The organism is Pandoraea sp. CB10b_02 (genome assembly GCF_002216225.1).
Taxonomy (GTDB): domain Bacteria; phylum Pseudomonadota; class Gammaproteobacteria; order Burkholderiales; family Burkholderiaceae; genus Pandoraea; species Pandoraea nosoerga.
Genome location: NZ_NJGW02000007.1, coordinates 149,409 through 163,768 on the forward strand (window position 1 = coordinate 149,409; position 14,360 = coordinate 163,768).

General features: G+C 68.3%; 12 protein-coding genes. 5 read left to right on the plus strand and 7 right to left on the minus strand.

The window, feature by feature from the left end; genetic code table 11:
- Positions 1–58: 58 nt before the first annotated feature.
- The 5 genes from CDN36_RS09805 to CDN36_RS09825 are packed head-to-tail and all read right to left on the minus strand — an operon-like array spanning position 59 to position 5,202.
- Complete coding sequence (locus tag CDN36_RS09805; protein WP_287496628.1) at positions 59–952, minus strand: ABC transporter ATP-binding protein; 894 nt, start codon at positions 950–952, stop codon at positions 59–61.
- Positions 946–2,076, minus strand: a complete 1,131-nt coding sequence (locus CDN36_RS09810) for an ABC transporter permease (protein ID WP_287496629.1) — start codon at positions 2,074–2,076, stop codon at positions 946–948. The genes CDN36_RS09805 and CDN36_RS09810 overlap by 7 nt, the downstream gene beginning before the upstream one ends.
- A gap of 7 nt (positions 2,077–2,083) precedes the next feature.
- Entirely contained in the window at positions 2,084–3,139 is a 1,056-nt protein-coding gene (locus CDN36_RS09815; RefSeq protein ID WP_370750015.1) for an ABC transporter substrate-binding protein, read from the minus strand.
- A gap of 43 nt (positions 3,140–3,182) precedes the next feature.
- Positions 3,183–4,070, minus strand: coding sequence for a class II aldolase/adducin family protein (locus tag CDN36_RS09820; RefSeq protein ID WP_287496630.1), 888 nt, complete (start codon positions 4,068–4,070; stop codon positions 3,183–3,185).
- A 34-nt stretch (positions 4,071–4,104) separates the two neighbouring features.
- A complete protein-coding gene (locus tag CDN36_RS09825; protein WP_150555328.1) occupies positions 4,105–5,202 on the minus strand; it encodes an LLM class flavin-dependent oxidoreductase in 1,098 nt (365 codons plus the stop codon).
- A 250-nt stretch (positions 5,203–5,452) separates the two neighbouring features.
- Between CDN36_RS09825 and CDN36_RS09830 the strand changes: the two genes are divergently transcribed.
- From CDN36_RS09830 to CDN36_RS09845, 4 genes are all read left to right on the plus strand, one after another.
- Positions 5,453–6,673, plus strand: a complete 1,221-nt coding sequence (locus CDN36_RS09830; RefSeq protein ID WP_150555357.1) for an acyl-CoA dehydrogenase family protein — start codon at positions 5,453–5,455, stop codon at positions 6,671–6,673.
- On the plus strand, positions 6,670–7,338 hold the full coding sequence (locus CDN36_RS09835) for a cysteine dioxygenase family protein (RefSeq protein WP_150555327.1): 669 nt from the start codon (positions 6,670–6,672) through the stop codon (positions 7,336–7,338). The genes CDN36_RS09830 and CDN36_RS09835 overlap by 4 nt, the downstream gene beginning before the upstream one ends.
- Before the next feature lie 230 nt (positions 7,339–7,568).
- Positions 7,569–9,164: a rhodanese homology domain-containing protein gene (locus CDN36_RS09840; RefSeq protein ID WP_287496668.1), complete on the plus strand. Its 1,596-nt coding sequence runs from the start codon at positions 7,569–7,571 to the stop codon at positions 9,162–9,164.
- Positions 9,165–9,312: 148 nt separating this feature from the next.
- Positions 9,313–10,443 (plus strand): glycosyltransferase family 9 protein, encoded by a 1,131-nt coding sequence (locus tag CDN36_RS09845; RefSeq protein WP_150555325.1) that lies wholly within the window; start codon positions 9,313–9,315, stop codon positions 10,441–10,443.
- A gap of 43 nt (positions 10,444–10,486) precedes the next feature.
- Here the strand turns inward: CDN36_RS09845 and CDN36_RS09850 are convergent, their stop codons facing one another.
- Both CDN36_RS09850 and CDN36_RS09855 read right to left on the minus strand, forming a co-directional pair.
- On the minus strand, positions 10,487–11,647 hold the full coding sequence (locus CDN36_RS09850; RefSeq protein ID WP_150555324.1) for an iron-containing alcohol dehydrogenase: 1,161 nt from the start codon (positions 11,645–11,647) through the stop codon (positions 10,487–10,489).
- A gap of 85 nt (positions 11,648–11,732) precedes the next feature.
- On the minus strand, positions 11,733–13,181 hold the full coding sequence (locus CDN36_RS09855; protein ID WP_287496631.1) for an NAD-dependent succinate-semialdehyde dehydrogenase: 1,449 nt from the start codon (positions 13,179–13,181) through the stop codon (positions 11,733–11,735).
- Between the two features lie 176 nt (positions 13,182–13,357).
- Here CDN36_RS09855 and CDN36_RS09860 point away from each other — a divergent pair, with 176 nt between their 5' ends.
- Positions 13,358–14,188: an IclR family transcriptional regulator gene (locus CDN36_RS09860; protein ID WP_287496632.1), complete on the plus strand. Its 831-nt coding sequence runs from the start codon at positions 13,358–13,360 to the stop codon at positions 14,186–14,188.
- Positions 14,189–14,360 lie beyond the last annotated feature (172 nt).

The window sequence follows — 14,360 nt, forward strand, 5'->3', positions numbered from 1 at the left end:
GGCACGCCTCGATGGATCCCGCGTGGACCGTGTGCCTGCCGCGACGCACGCCATACGCTCACCAGCTTGCATCGAGCCCCAGATGTCGCAGCGCCTCGTGGCGCAGTTCGGTAATGCGCGCATCGCCGCGATGGCGCGGATACGGCAGATCGACGCGCAATTGCGCGACGATGCGCGCCGGCCGCGGGCTGAACACGATCACGCGCTGTGCGAGGAACAGTGCCTCCTCGACGTCGTGCGTGACGAGCAGCGCGGAGAAGCCGGCGCGCTGCCACAGCTCGACCAGCTCGCTTTGCATGGCCATGCGGGTGAGCGAGTCGAGCTTGCCTAGCGGCTCGTCGAGCACCAGCAGGCGCGGATCGTTGACGAGGGCTCGCGCAAGCGCCACGCGCTGCGCCATGCCCCCGGAGAGCTGATGCGCGAAGGCGTCGGCGAATTCGGACAGCCCGACGCGCGCGAGCGCGGCGTCCACGCGCTGACGCTCCTTCGCGAGCACGCCGCGCGCCTGGAGGCCTAGCGCCACGTTCTCGCGCACGCGGCGCCACGGGTATAGCGTCGGGTCCTGAAACACCACGATGCGCGACGGGTCGGGACGCGTGATGGCGGCGCCGTCCTGGGTGATCGTGCCGCGCGTGGCCGTCTCGAGACCGGCCACGAGGCGCAGCAGCGTGGACTTGCCGCAGCCGCTGGGACCGAGCAGTGCGACGAATTCGCCGGGCGCGACGCTCAGGTCCACGCCGTCGAGCACTTGCAGGGGCGATTGGCGCGTGCCGAACCAGTGGCTCACCCCGCGAATGTCGATCCGTGCGCCGCTGTCGCTGGCGCTGGCGAGGGCGCCGACACTGACGCGTCCGGCATCGACGTACCCATCGACGTACCCTTCGCCGCCGGGCGCCACCGCGTGCGGCGTGGCGGCTTCGCGCGAAACCTTGGACGTAGCGGGACTTACCATTTCACGGTTCCTTTCTGCCAGGCGAGCGCGCGATCGCGAACGGTGAAGAGCAGGGTGATGACGCCCGAAAAGAGCAGGGCCATGACGATCAGCGCGGCGTACATGTTCACGTAGGAAGCCCAGCCTTGCGCCCACGTGAGGTACCAGCCCAGGCCCGACTTCACCCCCATCATCTCGGCCGTGACGAGCACCGAGAACGACGCGCCCAGGCCCATGAACAGGCCGACGAAGACGTTGGGCAACGCCGCGGGGATCGCGACGCGAAACACGAGAAACGCATCGGACGCGCCAAGCGTGCGCGCTACGTCGTAGTAGCTCTTGTTCACGCCGGCGACGCCCGACCACGTGAGCACCGCCACCGGGAATGCCGTCGACAGGGCGATCAGAAACGCGGCGGCCGAGTAGCTCGACGGGAAGAAGTAGAACGTGAGCGGCAGCAGCGCGGTGGCCGGCACCGGCCCGAGCACGCGCAGCACCGGATGCACCCAGTAGCCGATGGCGCGCGACCAGCCGATCGACACCCCGATCAGAAAGCCCGCGATGGCGCCGAGTCCGAAGCCGATGCCGAGCAGCCTGAGCGTGTTGACGGCGCTGTCGCCAAGCCGCCGCCAGTCGTCGGTGTAGACCTCGATGAGCGCCTGCGGCGGGGCGAAAAACGGCGTGGGCAGCGTGCCGGTCTTGGCCGTGAGAATCTCCCAGGCGGCCAGCCCCAGCGCGATGGCGACGAGCCACGGACCCGCCCCGGTGAGCGCTTCGCGCGCGCGCAGCAGCGGCGGCGTGGCGCGTGCGGCAACCGACACAACGGCGAGTGCCGCGGCGACGACCAGCGCCACGGCGCCTAACTCGTCGGTAAAGGCCCAGTCCGAGAAGCCGACGACCTTGTTGGGCCAGCGCAGCGTGAGCGCACCGAGCGCGGCCCACGCCAGCGCGGCGGCGAAGCCCACGCCCCATAGGGGTGCGGTGCCCGGTGCGGCGAATAGCTGGTCGATGTCGGTCTCGTCCAGGCGCGGCGCCGCCGCGGCCGCGCCCGTGCGCAGCGTCGCGCCGTCGATCTGTTCGGCGAGTTCCAGCGCCGCGGCGGGCGAAGCCCCGCGCAGCGCAGCGTTGTCGAGAATGGCACTCATGGTCGTTTTATCCCAGGACGTTGGCGTAGACGTGTTGCGCCAGTTTCTGCGGATCGGTCGTTTTCTTGAGCACGCCGATGCGGCGGAAATCGTCGGCGAAGAATGCGATCTCGTCGCGCAGGTCCACGCCGGTCGGATGATGGGTGTAGGTGAGGGTCGCGTAGAGCTTGCGCAGATCCTCCGGGCTGATCTTCGGCGAGTACTTGGCGAAGATCTTCGCCGCCTCGTTCGGGTTCTCGTTGACGAAGTCGGTCGCCTGCACGATCGAGCGTGCGAGCGCGCTGGCCGCCGCCCGGTCGTTGCGTACCAGTTCGCCGCGCGCGCCGATCACGCAGCACACCTTGCGCGCGTACTCGCCGGTAAGGTTCGTCGCCAGCTCCACGTAGGCGCCGTTGGTGCGTTTTTCCAGCAGGTACAGGTTCGGGTCGCCGTCGGCGATGGCCTGAATCTCGCCCTTGTCGACGGCGACGCCGAGCAGGTCGGCCGGGTACTGGCGCCACGTGACGTCGCGATCGGCGTCGATGCCATGCTTGGAGAGCAGGATCTGGAAGAAGTGCTTGCCGGGCGCGGCGAGGTCCGACACGCCGATGGTCTTGCCCTTGAGCGACGCGAGCGTGCTCACGCCGGCGGCCTTCGCGCCAAGCAGGCGCACGCAGCCGCCGTGCGAGCTGCCGATGATCTTCACGTCGAAGCCGGCTTCGAGCGGCTTGAGCCAGCGGTGGATCATGCCCACGGCGGCGTCGGCCTTGCCCGTGGCGATCGACTCGAGCAACTGATCGGTCGAGCCGCTGTAGTTGATCAGATCGACCTGCAGACCGTTCTTCTCGAAGAACCCACGCTCCTGCGCGGCCACGATCGGCGTGAGGCAGAACGAGTTCTGATTCCACGCGAAAGTGAGCTTGCGCGGTTGCGACCAGGCGCGTCGGCCCAGCAGCAACGCGGGCGCGGCGAGGGCGGCGGCGGCACCCGCGCGCAGCGCCTTGCGGCGCCCGGTGTGAATGTCCTGCGCGCTCGTGCTGCCCGGCGCGATGTGGGACGACTTGGCGGTGTGGCGGAACTTCATGGGTACGACTCCCCTGGATTTTTGATGATGGTGGGACGGCCGTTCAGTCGAGCAGATCGGGCTCGGCCTCGACGAGCCCTTCGTACAGACTCTCGAACGAGTACAACGCGCCCTCGGGCCCGCCGACCTGGCTGTGCGTGTGGCGCGCGGTGGTCTCGTCGATGGGTTGCGGCTTGCCGGCGGCTTCGGCGAGCAACTGCGTGTGCGCGGCGTTCTCCAGCGCGATGTACCACCACGCGGCCGCTTCCACGGTCGGACCCGCGGTGAGAATGCCGTGGTTCTTCAGGATCGCGCCCTTCACGGTGCCGCTGCCGTCGGGCTTGCGCAGCGCGTTCGCGATACGCTGGCCTTCGCTGTCGTCGACCACCATGCCGGTGAAGTCGTCGAACAGCGCGTGATCCTCGAAGAAACCGCACGAGTCCTGCGTGAGCGGATCAAGCGTGCGGCCCAGCGTGGACCACGCCTTGCCGTAGGTCGAATGCGTGTGCGCCGCGGCCACGAGATGCGGATGCGCTTCGTGGATCGCCGCGTGAATCGCGAAGGCGGCCTTGTTGAGCGGCCTGTCGCCCACGACCGTCTCGCCCTTGCTGTTCACGAGCAGCAGGTCGGAGACCTTGATGCGCGAGAAGTGCACGCCAAGCGGATTGACCCAGAAGTGATCGGTCAGCTCGGGGTCGCGTGCGGTGATGTGTCCGGCCAGACCGAGGTCGAAGCCGTGGCGCGCGAAGATGCGAAAGGCGGCGGCCAGACGCGTCTGGCGGTGGCGGCGCTCGGCGATCACGTCGGTGCGCACCGGCGGCGGGTCGAACCAGAAGCGTTGCTGCGGCGCGGCGTTGAGCACGAGCCCGCTCGGCGTGGTGCGCGTCGGATGCGGCGCGCTCGGGGCGCTCGCGGTGGGCGTTTGCGTGTCGATGGGCAGTACGGCGGCCATGTCGGATTCTCCTGGGAAGCGAAGGGGCCGGGACTTATGCGGCGCGGCGCGCCGCGGCGTTCTGGCGATCGCGCTCGGCGACCAGCGCACGCACGCGCGGGATCAGCTCGCGACCGTAGTCGATCGCGTCGCCCAGCGGATCGAAGCCGCGGATGAGGAACGTGCTCACGCCGAGGTCGTAGTAGTCGAGCAGGGCGTCGGCAACCTGTTCGGGCGTGCCGACGAGCGCCGTCGAGTTCGATCGTCCGCCGATGAGCTTGGCGATCTCCGTCCACAGCACCTTGTCCAGACGCGCGCCCTTGTCGGCGGCGGCGAGCAGGCGGCGCGCGCCTTCGCTCTGCAGGGCCGAGCCTTGCGGCAGCCCGGCGGCTTCGCGAATGGCCTTCGCCTGCGCGAGGATCTGGTCGGCGCGCGCCCAGGCCTTTTCCTCGGTCTCGGCGAGGATCGGGCGGAACGACACCGAGAAGCGCGGCGCGCGGCCGTGCACGGCGGCCGCGGCGCGCACGCGCGTCGTGAGTTCGCGCACCTGGTCGAGTGACTCACCCCACAGCGCGTAGATATCGGCATGCTTGCCCGCGACTTCGAGCGCGGCTTGCGACGCGCCGCCGAAGAAGATCGGCACGTGCGGCTGCTGCACCGGCTTGACCTCCGAGAAGCCCTGCTTGAATCGGTAGTACTTGCCGTCGTGATCGAACGGCTCGTCCTCGGTCCAGATGCGACGCAGGATGCCGAGGTATTCGTCGGTGCGCGCGTAGCGCTCGTCGTGCGAGAGAAAATCGCCGTCGCGTGCCTGTTCGGCGTCGGAGCCGCCAGAGATGAAGTGCACGCCCAGACGCCCGCCGCTGAATTGATCGAGCGTGGCGATCTGGCGCGCGGCCAGCGTCGGCGCGACGAAGCCGGGACGGTGGGCGAGCATGAAGTGGATGTTCTCGGTCACGGTCGACGCATAGGCGATCGTGAGCGTGGCCGACGGGCTCGTGGAGTGGTGCGGCACGAGAATGCGGTCGAAACCGGACTGCTCGTGAGCGCGGGCGAAATTGCGAACGTAGTCGCGGTCGACGACCGGACCTTTCTGCGGATGTATTTCGGACTGCTTGCTGCTCTGGATCATGCCGATGATCTCGACGCTCATGAACGCTCTCCTTGATGTGGGATAAGGGACGCGTGCACGGCGACGTGGGTCGGTTTGCGCTACACGCCCATCGATCGGAACAGACGGTGAACGGGAGTGAGCCTACGCAAACAATCTTCGGCCGTTAAATAATCATTTTCGCAAAGATTATTCGATATGGATGGTTGGGCGAACGCGCGCCGCACCTTACGCTATGAACGTTGCGAAATCCGGCGCATTGCGCCTGGCGCGTATTTGCTTATTCCCGATCATGTGTCCTCCCGACCCGCTCAACCCGCTCGACGCCTTGCTCGCGCCCATCACTCGAGCGCTCGCCGAAGGCGCGGCGGCGCTCGATCGCGACGCGCGCTTCCCGTTCGAGAATTTCGCGTTGCTGCATCGCCACGGCCTGATCGCCGAAGTGGTGCCGCGAGCGTTCGGTGGCGGCGGGGCCGGGCTGGCGACTGCGCGGCGTATCGTCGCGGCCGTGGCGGCCGGCGAGTCGGCAACGGCCCTCGTGCTCACGATGACGTACCTGCAGCACCGCTCGCTCGCGCGCGAGGGCACCCGCTGGCCCGAGGCGCAGCGGCGCGAGGTGTTCGAGAGCGCCGTGCGCGACGGAGCGCTCATCAATGCCCTGCGCGTGGAGCCCGAGCTGGGCACCCCCGCGCGCGGCGGCTTGCCGTCGACCGTGGCGCGGCGCACGGCGTCGGGCTGGCGACTGTCCGGGCGCAAGCTCTACTGCACGGGCATTCCGGCGCTGCGCTGGCTGTCCGTGTGGGCGCGCACCGACGAGCCGGAGCCGCGCGTCGGCGTGTTCCTGGTGCCGCGGCCGGACGGTTCGCGCGAAAGACCGGATCGCCCCGGCATTCGCGTCGTGCCGAACTGGGACCATCTGGGGCTGCGTGCGTCGGGCAGTCACGAAGTGATTCTCGAGGACATCGACCTGCCGTTCGGCAATGCCGTGGACATCCGCCCGCTGCACGAGTGGGCGCCCGCCGGCACCGGCCAGCGCGACAACGATGCGCACATCGAGCAACAGGCGTGGATGAGCGTGCTGCTCGGCACGCTTTATGACGCCGTGGCGCGCGCCGGCCTCGATTGGCTCGTCGCGTTTCTCAACACACGGGTGCCCGGCAATCTCGGCGCGCCACTGGCGAGCGTGGCGCGCGTGCAGGAGACGGTGGGCGAGATCGCCACGCTGCTGCACGTCAATCAGCGCCTGCTCGACGCCGCTGCCGCCGCAGCCGATGCGGGCCAGCCCGATGACGACATCGCCAGCGGCGCGCTCAAGTTCACCGTCACGGGCAATGCCATTCGCGCGCTCGAACTGGCGTTGCAGCTCTCCGGCAATCACGGCCTGTCGCGCCACAATCCGCTCGAGCGCCACCATCGCGACGTGCTGTGCAGCCGCATCCACACGCCGCAGAACGACACCATTCTGGGCGCGGCCGGCCGGCGCGCGCTCGCTGCTTTTCAGGAATCCGTATGACCGTTGGCATCACTGCAGCACCGTGCGACGTGGCATCCGCCACGGCCCGGCATGATCTGTCCAGGCGCGATTACGATGCGCTCGATCCGTTGCGCACCTTCGTCGCCGCGTTTTCGCGGCTGCTGGAGCGCCGTCCGCACGAGAGCACGCTGCTCGAAGAAGGCGCGGGACTGCTTGCCCAGCTCGTCGCGCGCGACGACTGGCTGCCGGCGCCCTTCGCACAGGCCCATCCCGAGCATTACCAGCAATATCTGCTGCATTGCGACTCGGCGCAGCGCTTTTGTATCGTGAGCTTCGTGTGGGGGCCGGGACAGCGCACACCGATACACGATCACACCGTGTGGGGGCTGATCGGCATGTTGCGCGGCGCGGAGGACTCCCAGCCTTACGTGCTCGATGCCGGCGGTGTTCCGGTGGTCGCCGGCGAGCCGGTGCGGCTCGCGCCGGGCGATGTGGAGGTGCTTTCGCCTCGCTTGGGTGACATTCACCGTGTGAGCAACGCGTTCGACGATCGCGTGTCCGTGAGCATTCACGTGTACGGCGCGAACATCGGGGCCGTCCATCGCAGCGTGTACTCCGAGACCGGCGAGCGCCACGGCTTCGTCTCCGGCTATGCCAATGCCCATCTGCCCAACCCGTGGGGGTGTGCGGCGCAGCGTGCCTGAGCCCGCATGCGGCTTGCCGCGGCGCACCATGAGGCACTGCGCGTGCGCCGGCCGCTTCTGCCACAATGGCCCTTCGCGCGCGGCCCTCGGTGCATGGCCGATCCGCTTGCGCACGACTTTGCGAACTTTCGAAGTTTCGAATTCAAGGAACCACCGTGTCTTCTCATTCGAACGATGTGCCGTCGCAGACGGCCGACGACGTCCGGCATGCCGAGACGAACTTTTCCGGGGTGACCCTTCCCGAGCTGACCTATCACGACGTGCGCGCCGCATTGCTCGCCGGTGAGGAGATCGCGCTGCTCGACGTGCGCGAGGAAGACCCGTATGCGCAGTCGCATCCGCTGTGGGCGGCAAACCTGCCGCTCTCGCGAGTGGAGATCGAGGCGTGGGCGCGCATTCCGCGCCGCGATACGCGCATTGTCCTCTATGGAGAGTACGGCGGCGAAGACCTCGCGCCGCGCGCGGCCGCCGCGTTGCGCAAGCTTGGCTATACCGACGTCAATCGACTCGCGGGCGGCCTGGGCGGCTGGATTGCCGCGGGCGGTGAAGTGTTTCGCGACGTGAACGTACCGAGCAAGGCGTTCGGCGAGTGGGTGGAGGGACTGCGCCATACGCCGTCGCTCTCGGCGCAGGAGGTCAAGGCGCTGCTCGACGCCGAGGCGGACGTCGTCGTCGTGGACGCGCGCCGCTTCGACGAATACCAGACCATGAACATTCCCGGCTCGACGAGCGTACCCGGCGCCGAACTGGTGCTGCGCGTGCGCGAACTCGCGCCGGACCCGGCCACGCGTGTGATCGTCAACTGCGCGGGACGCACGCGCAGCATCATCGGCACGCAATCGCTCGTCAATGCCGGCTTGCCGAACCCGGTGGCGGCGCTGCGCAACGGCACCATCGGCTGGACGCTGGCGGGCCAGACGCTCGAGCGCGGCGCCGACCGGCGTCACCCCGCGACCGTGCGCGAGGCCACGCTGGCCGTCGCGCGCGAGGGCGCGCGCGCCGTGGCCGACCGGGCCGGCGTCAGACGTATTGCGCTGGAGGATGTGCCCTCGCTTGGCGTGCCGGGACGCACCGTGTACCGCTTCGACGTGCGCACGCCCGAGGAGTATGCCGCGGGGCATCTGCCAGACTTCGCGAGTGCGCCGGGCGGCCAGCTCGTGCAGGAGACGGATCATCAGGCGCCGGTGCGGGGCGCGTGGATCGTGCTGGCCGACGACGACGGCGTGCGCGCCGACATGACCGGGTCCTGGCTGGCGCAAATGGGGTGGACCGTGTACGTGGTCGAGCCGCATGGTGCCGAAGCGCGCAGCGCGCAGGGTGGATGGCCGCTGCACACGCCAAGCGCGCCCGAGGTGGCCACGGTCGCGCCCGCACTGCTGGCGCGTTGGCTGGAAGAGGCGTTGCCCGGGCAGATCGCGGTGCTCGACTTCACGTCGGGCGTGAATTACGTCAAACGTCATATTCCCGGGGCGTGGTTCGTGATTCGCGCGCGCCTTGCCGAGGCGCTGCGCAAGGTGGGACCGGCTCAGCGCTACGTGCTCACCTGCGGCTCGAGTCTGCTCGCGCGCTTCGCCGCGAACGATCTGCGAGCGCTGACCGATGCCGAGATCGTCGTGCTCGAGGGCGGCACGCAGGCCTGGATCAACGCGGGGCTGCCGCTCGAGTCGGGCGAGACGCGTCTGGCCAGCGCGCGCGACGATCGCTATCGCCGGCCATACGAGGGCACGGACAATGCGGCCGAGGCCATGCAGGCGTATCTCGACTGGGAGTTCGGTCTGGTCGAACAGCTTCGCCGCGACGGCACGCACCGTTTTCAGGTGATCTGACGCCACGCCGGCAGGGTGCCGCAGGGGCTGCCCCGCCGGCGGCCGTGCCGGTTGCGGCACGGGCATCCAGCCATGGCATACTCCCGTTCTTCCGGCGTTTGCCGCCCGGCGCGTGCCGGGGCGGCGGCCGACCCGTACCGATTCCACCATGGCACTGCAGCGTTTCATTGCCCGCCGACTGGGCGCCCTTACCGAACCGAGCACCCGCATTCCGTATGCATGGGTGTACCACGAGCCGGACGTATTCCTGCAGCGCACGTCGTCGCTCACCGTTGCGAAGAAGTATCTGCATCGTCGTTTGCGGCTCGCCGTGAGCGGGCAGGCCAGGCGCGAGGTGCGCCATGTCGCGCCGGACGCGCGGGTTTTGTGGATCTATGGCGGCAAGGCGTCGGTGGGCGACGCCGTCATGGATATGTCGGGTCGTGCGCTGTTGCGAGAGCGCCCGGGGCCGGTGGACCTGCTGATCGCGCCGAGCCTGAAGGCCGTGTTCGAGGGCGACGACATCTTCCGTCAGGTGTTCGACGATCCGGCGAGCATCGATGCGGCCGATTACGACGTGATCGTGCTGCAGGAATTCAACTATCCGACGCTGCGGCTCAAGCGCAGGTTTTTCCCGACGCTGCCGTTCGCATGCCTGTTCCGATTCTTCCACGGGCCAGATCGCAACCAGACCCAGTTCAGCCTGGCGGCGGTCAACGACGTTTTCTCGCTCGGTCTGGCGCCCGACGAACTGTTCGCGCGGGCCAAGCCGTATCTTCGCGAGGAGTCGGATCTGCCCGAGGCGATTGCGCGGCAGTTGCCGCAAGGGCCGTTCATCGTGCTCGGCATGGGCGGGGTGGAGCCGCGCCGCACCTATGCGCATTGGCGCGAGTGCCTGCAGGCCTATGACGTGGCCTGCGAGCCCGGCATGCCGACTGGCGTCGTCCTGCTGGGCTCGGGCAATGGCGTTGAAGCGGCGAAGGCGTTGATGGAGGCGAAGTTCGTCCATCTGCAACTGACGTCGTTCACGGGCCAGTTGACGCTGCGCGACGCGAAGCGCGTGATTGCCAATGCGGTGCTTTTCGTGGGGGCCGACGGCGGCCTCATGCACGTGGCCCACACCACGTCGACACCGAGCGTGACGCTGTTCGCGAAGGCCGAACCGCCGTATTTGCGCCTCACGCCGCGTTGCCAGTCAACACCGTTGCAGACGGAGTCCGACGTCAGTGCGGTGGCGCCGGGAGCGTTGGCCGACACCATCGTCGAGACCCTGCGAGGCTTGCCGCTTTCGTCGCGGTAAGGAGCGGGCGGCATCGTCGCGCAGCCCGGCCAGCAGAGCGCCGTCAGAGTGCGGCGCTGTAGATGGCGAAAGCGTCGGCTTGCGTGAGCTCGCGGGGATTGTTGACGAGCAGTCGGGTCTGGCGCATGGCGTCCGACGCCAGGCGGGCGATGTCGTCCTGCGTTATGCCGACTTCGCGCAATGTACGGGGAATGGCGGTGTCGACGATCATCGCTTCGATATGCCGGATGAGCGCGTCCGTTTTCGCTTCGTCGCTGCCGGTAATCTTCGTTGGCAGCACCACGTCGGCGAGTTCGGCGTAGCGCTCGCTCGCGGCGGGCGCGTTGAAGCGCATGACGTGGCAGAGCACGAGGGCGTTCGACAGGCCGTGCGCGACGTGAAAGATGCCGCCGATCGGATAGGCGAGGGCGTGAACGGCAGCCACGGGGGCGTTCGCGAACGATTGACCCGCGAACATCGCACCGAGCAGCATCGCTTCGCGGGCTTCGCGATGGCGGCCGTCGTTGCACGCCGGCAGCAGGTTTCGCGAGAGCAGTTCCAGCGCCTTCATGGCGAGCATGTCCGAGACCGGATTCTTCAGGTGCGCGCTCGTGTAGGCCTCGATGGCATGCACCATCGCGTCGATGCCCGTTGCCGCGGTCGCGGCGCGCGGCAGACCCAGCGTGAGCTCCGCGTCGAGAATCGCGAGGTCCGCAAAGAGTTGCGGCGCGACCACGCCCATTTTCGTCGTCTCGCCTGTCGTCACGATCGACACCGCGGTCACTTCGGAGCCCGTGCCGGCCGTCGTCGGCATCTGCACCAGAGGCAGGCGCGTCCCCGTTACCTTCTTGACGCCATACATGTCCCCGATCGACTGCGTGCCCGGCAGCAGCACGGCGAGCAGTTTCGCGACGTCCATCGACGAGCCGCCCCCCAGCCCGAGCACGATCTGCGCGTCGGCGGCGCGAGCGCGCTCGGCCGCTGCCAGCACCACGTGCTCGGGCGGGTCGGCGATCACGTCGTCGATTACCGAGACCTGCCAGTCATGCCGGGCCAGATCGGCCAGGGCAGGCGCGAGCAGACCGCTCTTGTGCAGGAAGCCGTCCGTTACCACGCACAGACGCCTGCTGGTCGGATACTGCTCGCGAAGCAGCGCGCCAAGCCGGCGGGCGGCGCCAAATTCCACGACGACGGTCGGGACCGTCTGGAAACGAAACGGATTCATGATCGTCTTCCTTTGTTCAGGCACTCTCGAAACATCGCCATTCTCGCGCGGTTCGCGCCCCGGCGGGCGCGCGCCGCGTGCCGCATCACATCTGCAGGCAAAGATACTTCAGCTCGAGGTATTCCTCGATGCCGTAGCGAGAACCTTCGCGGCCCACGCCCGACTGCTTGATACCGCCAAACGGCGCGACCTCGTTCGAGATCAGGCCGGTGTTCAGGCCGACCATGCCGTATTCGAGCGCCTCGGCCGTGCGCCAGGCGCGTGCGATGTCGCGCGTGTACAGATACGCGGCCAGTCCGAATTCCGTATCGTTGGCGAGCGCCACCGCGTCGGCGTCCCGCGAAAAGCGGAACAGCGGCGCCACCGGGCCGAAGATTTCCTCGCGCGCCACGCGCATCTGCGAAGTGGCGTCGGCAATCACCGTCGGCGCGTAGTACGTGCCGCCCAGCGCATGCGCCGCGCCGCCCACGAGCACGCGGCCGCCATGCGACTTCGCGTCTTCGACGAGTGCGACCACCTTGTCCACGGCCTTCGGCTCGATCAGCGGGCCGATCACCACGCCGTCCTCCAGACCGTTGCCGACCTTCATCGCGGCCACTCGCTTCGCGAACTTCTCGGCGAACGCGTCGTAGACGCTCTCCTGGATGTAGAAGCGATTCGCGCACACGCACGTTTGCCCGCCGTTGCGGTACTTCGCGGCGAGCGCGCCTTCGACCGCCGCGTCGAGATCCGCATCGTCGAACACGATGAACGGCGCATTGCCGCCGAGCTCCAGCGACATGCGCTTGACCGTGGGCGCGCATTGCGCCATGAGCAGACGACCCACCCCCGTCGAGCCCGTAAACGACAGCTTGCGCACGCTCGGGTGCGACGTGAGCACACCGCCCACGGCGCGCGCGTCGCCCGTCACTACCTGGAACACGCCGCCCGGAATGCCGGCGCGATGGGCCAGTTCCGCGAGTGCGAAGGCTGACAGCGGTGTGAGCTCCGACGGTTTGACGACGATGGCGCAGCCCGCGGCGAGCGCCGGCGCGACCTTGCGCGTGATCATCGCGGCGGGGAAGTTCCACGGCGTGATCGCGGCACACACGCCGACCGGCTGCCTGATCGTGACGAGGCGCTTGTCCGCCGCGGGCGTTGCCAGCACGTCGCCGTCCACGCGCTTGGCCTCTTCCGCAAACCACTCGATGAAGCTCGCGGCGTAGGCGATCTCGCCACGCGCTTCGGCCAGCGGCTTGCCCTGCTCGCGCGTCATGAGATACGCGAGGTCGTCGGTGTTCGTGACCACCAGGTCGAACCAGCGACGCAGTACGGCGGCGCGCTCCTTGCCCGTGCGGGCGGCCCAGGGCTTTTGGGCGGCTTCGGCAGCGAGAATCGCGCGCGTGGTTTCCTGCGCGCCGAGCTCGGGCACCCGGGCGAGCACCTCGCCCGTGGCGGGATCGAGGACGTCGAACGCCTTGCCGCTGTCGGCGGCGATCCATTGGCCGTCGACCCAGGCAAGGGTCTTGAGAAGCGTGGTGTCTTTGAGTTGCATGGCAGTGGGCCGGACTCGCCGGCTTGTCGTAATGGCGGTGGACGGGAGGAAGACGGCAATGTCCCTGTCTCGGGGCTTGCTGTTCTACCTATTGAACGATATTCTATGTATTGAATTTCATTCTACGCAGGGAACGTTTCGCATGCAACCGGCGTTCTCGGCAACCCACACTGACCATGCCCAAGCGCAAACTCGATGTTCCCGTGCACGCCTTCCCCGCGACAGGCGAGGCGCGGCCGCTCAAAACCACGGCGCCTGCCGTGGTGCGCGCCGTGCAGGTCCTCGACGTGATCGCCGCGTCTGCGGAGCCTGTGACGCTGGCCGATCTGGCGCGCGAGACGGGCGTGCCGAAGAGCACGCTGCATGGGCTGTGCGACACGCTGGTCAAGCTGCGGCTCGTCAAGCGTCACCCCAATGGCGGCATGACGATGGGCTCGTATGTGATGGGATGGGCCAACGCGTTCCTGTCGCAGACGAACATCACCGAGGAGTTCCGGGCGGTGTGGGAGGCCTCGCGCGCGTTTGCCGAGGAGACGGTGACGCTGTCCGTCCTTGACGGCGCGCACGTGATTTATCTGGCCTGCCACAACGGCGATCGCCCGCTTGGCGTGACCTTTCGCATCGGCATGCGGCTGCCTGCGCCCTACACGGCCACGGGCAAGGCGATGCTCTCGACGCTGCCGCCCGACGAGGCCGCCGATCTGCTCGTCCGCGCCTGGCCCGAGCCGCTCACGCGAGCGAGCGTGGGAAGTTTTTCGGCATTGGCCGAGGAAATGGCGCAGGTGCGCCGCGAGGGGTATTCGATCGACAACGGCCAAATGCGCGAAGGCATGACCTGTTTTGGTGCGCCGGTCTTCGACGCGAGTGGCGAGCGCGCCGTGGCAGGCCTTGCCGTCAGCTTCCTGACGAACGAGGTCGACGCGGCCACCGGGCAGCGCATCGGCCGGCAGATTCGGGAGCTCGCCGACCGGCTGTCGGAGCGATTGGGCGCGCCGGCACGCCGATGAGGCTGCATCGGCCGTCTGGTAGCGGGGCGGACTCTCGCGCGAAAAGGGGGGCGAATGCGCCGACATCGTCGCCGGACACGCGGCGCGGGGACCGTGCTCCGCGTGGGTCCATTTTCCGCTCAGCGTCGTGTCGACGACCCGACAGCGTGGCGTAGCGGTCCGATTGTTATCT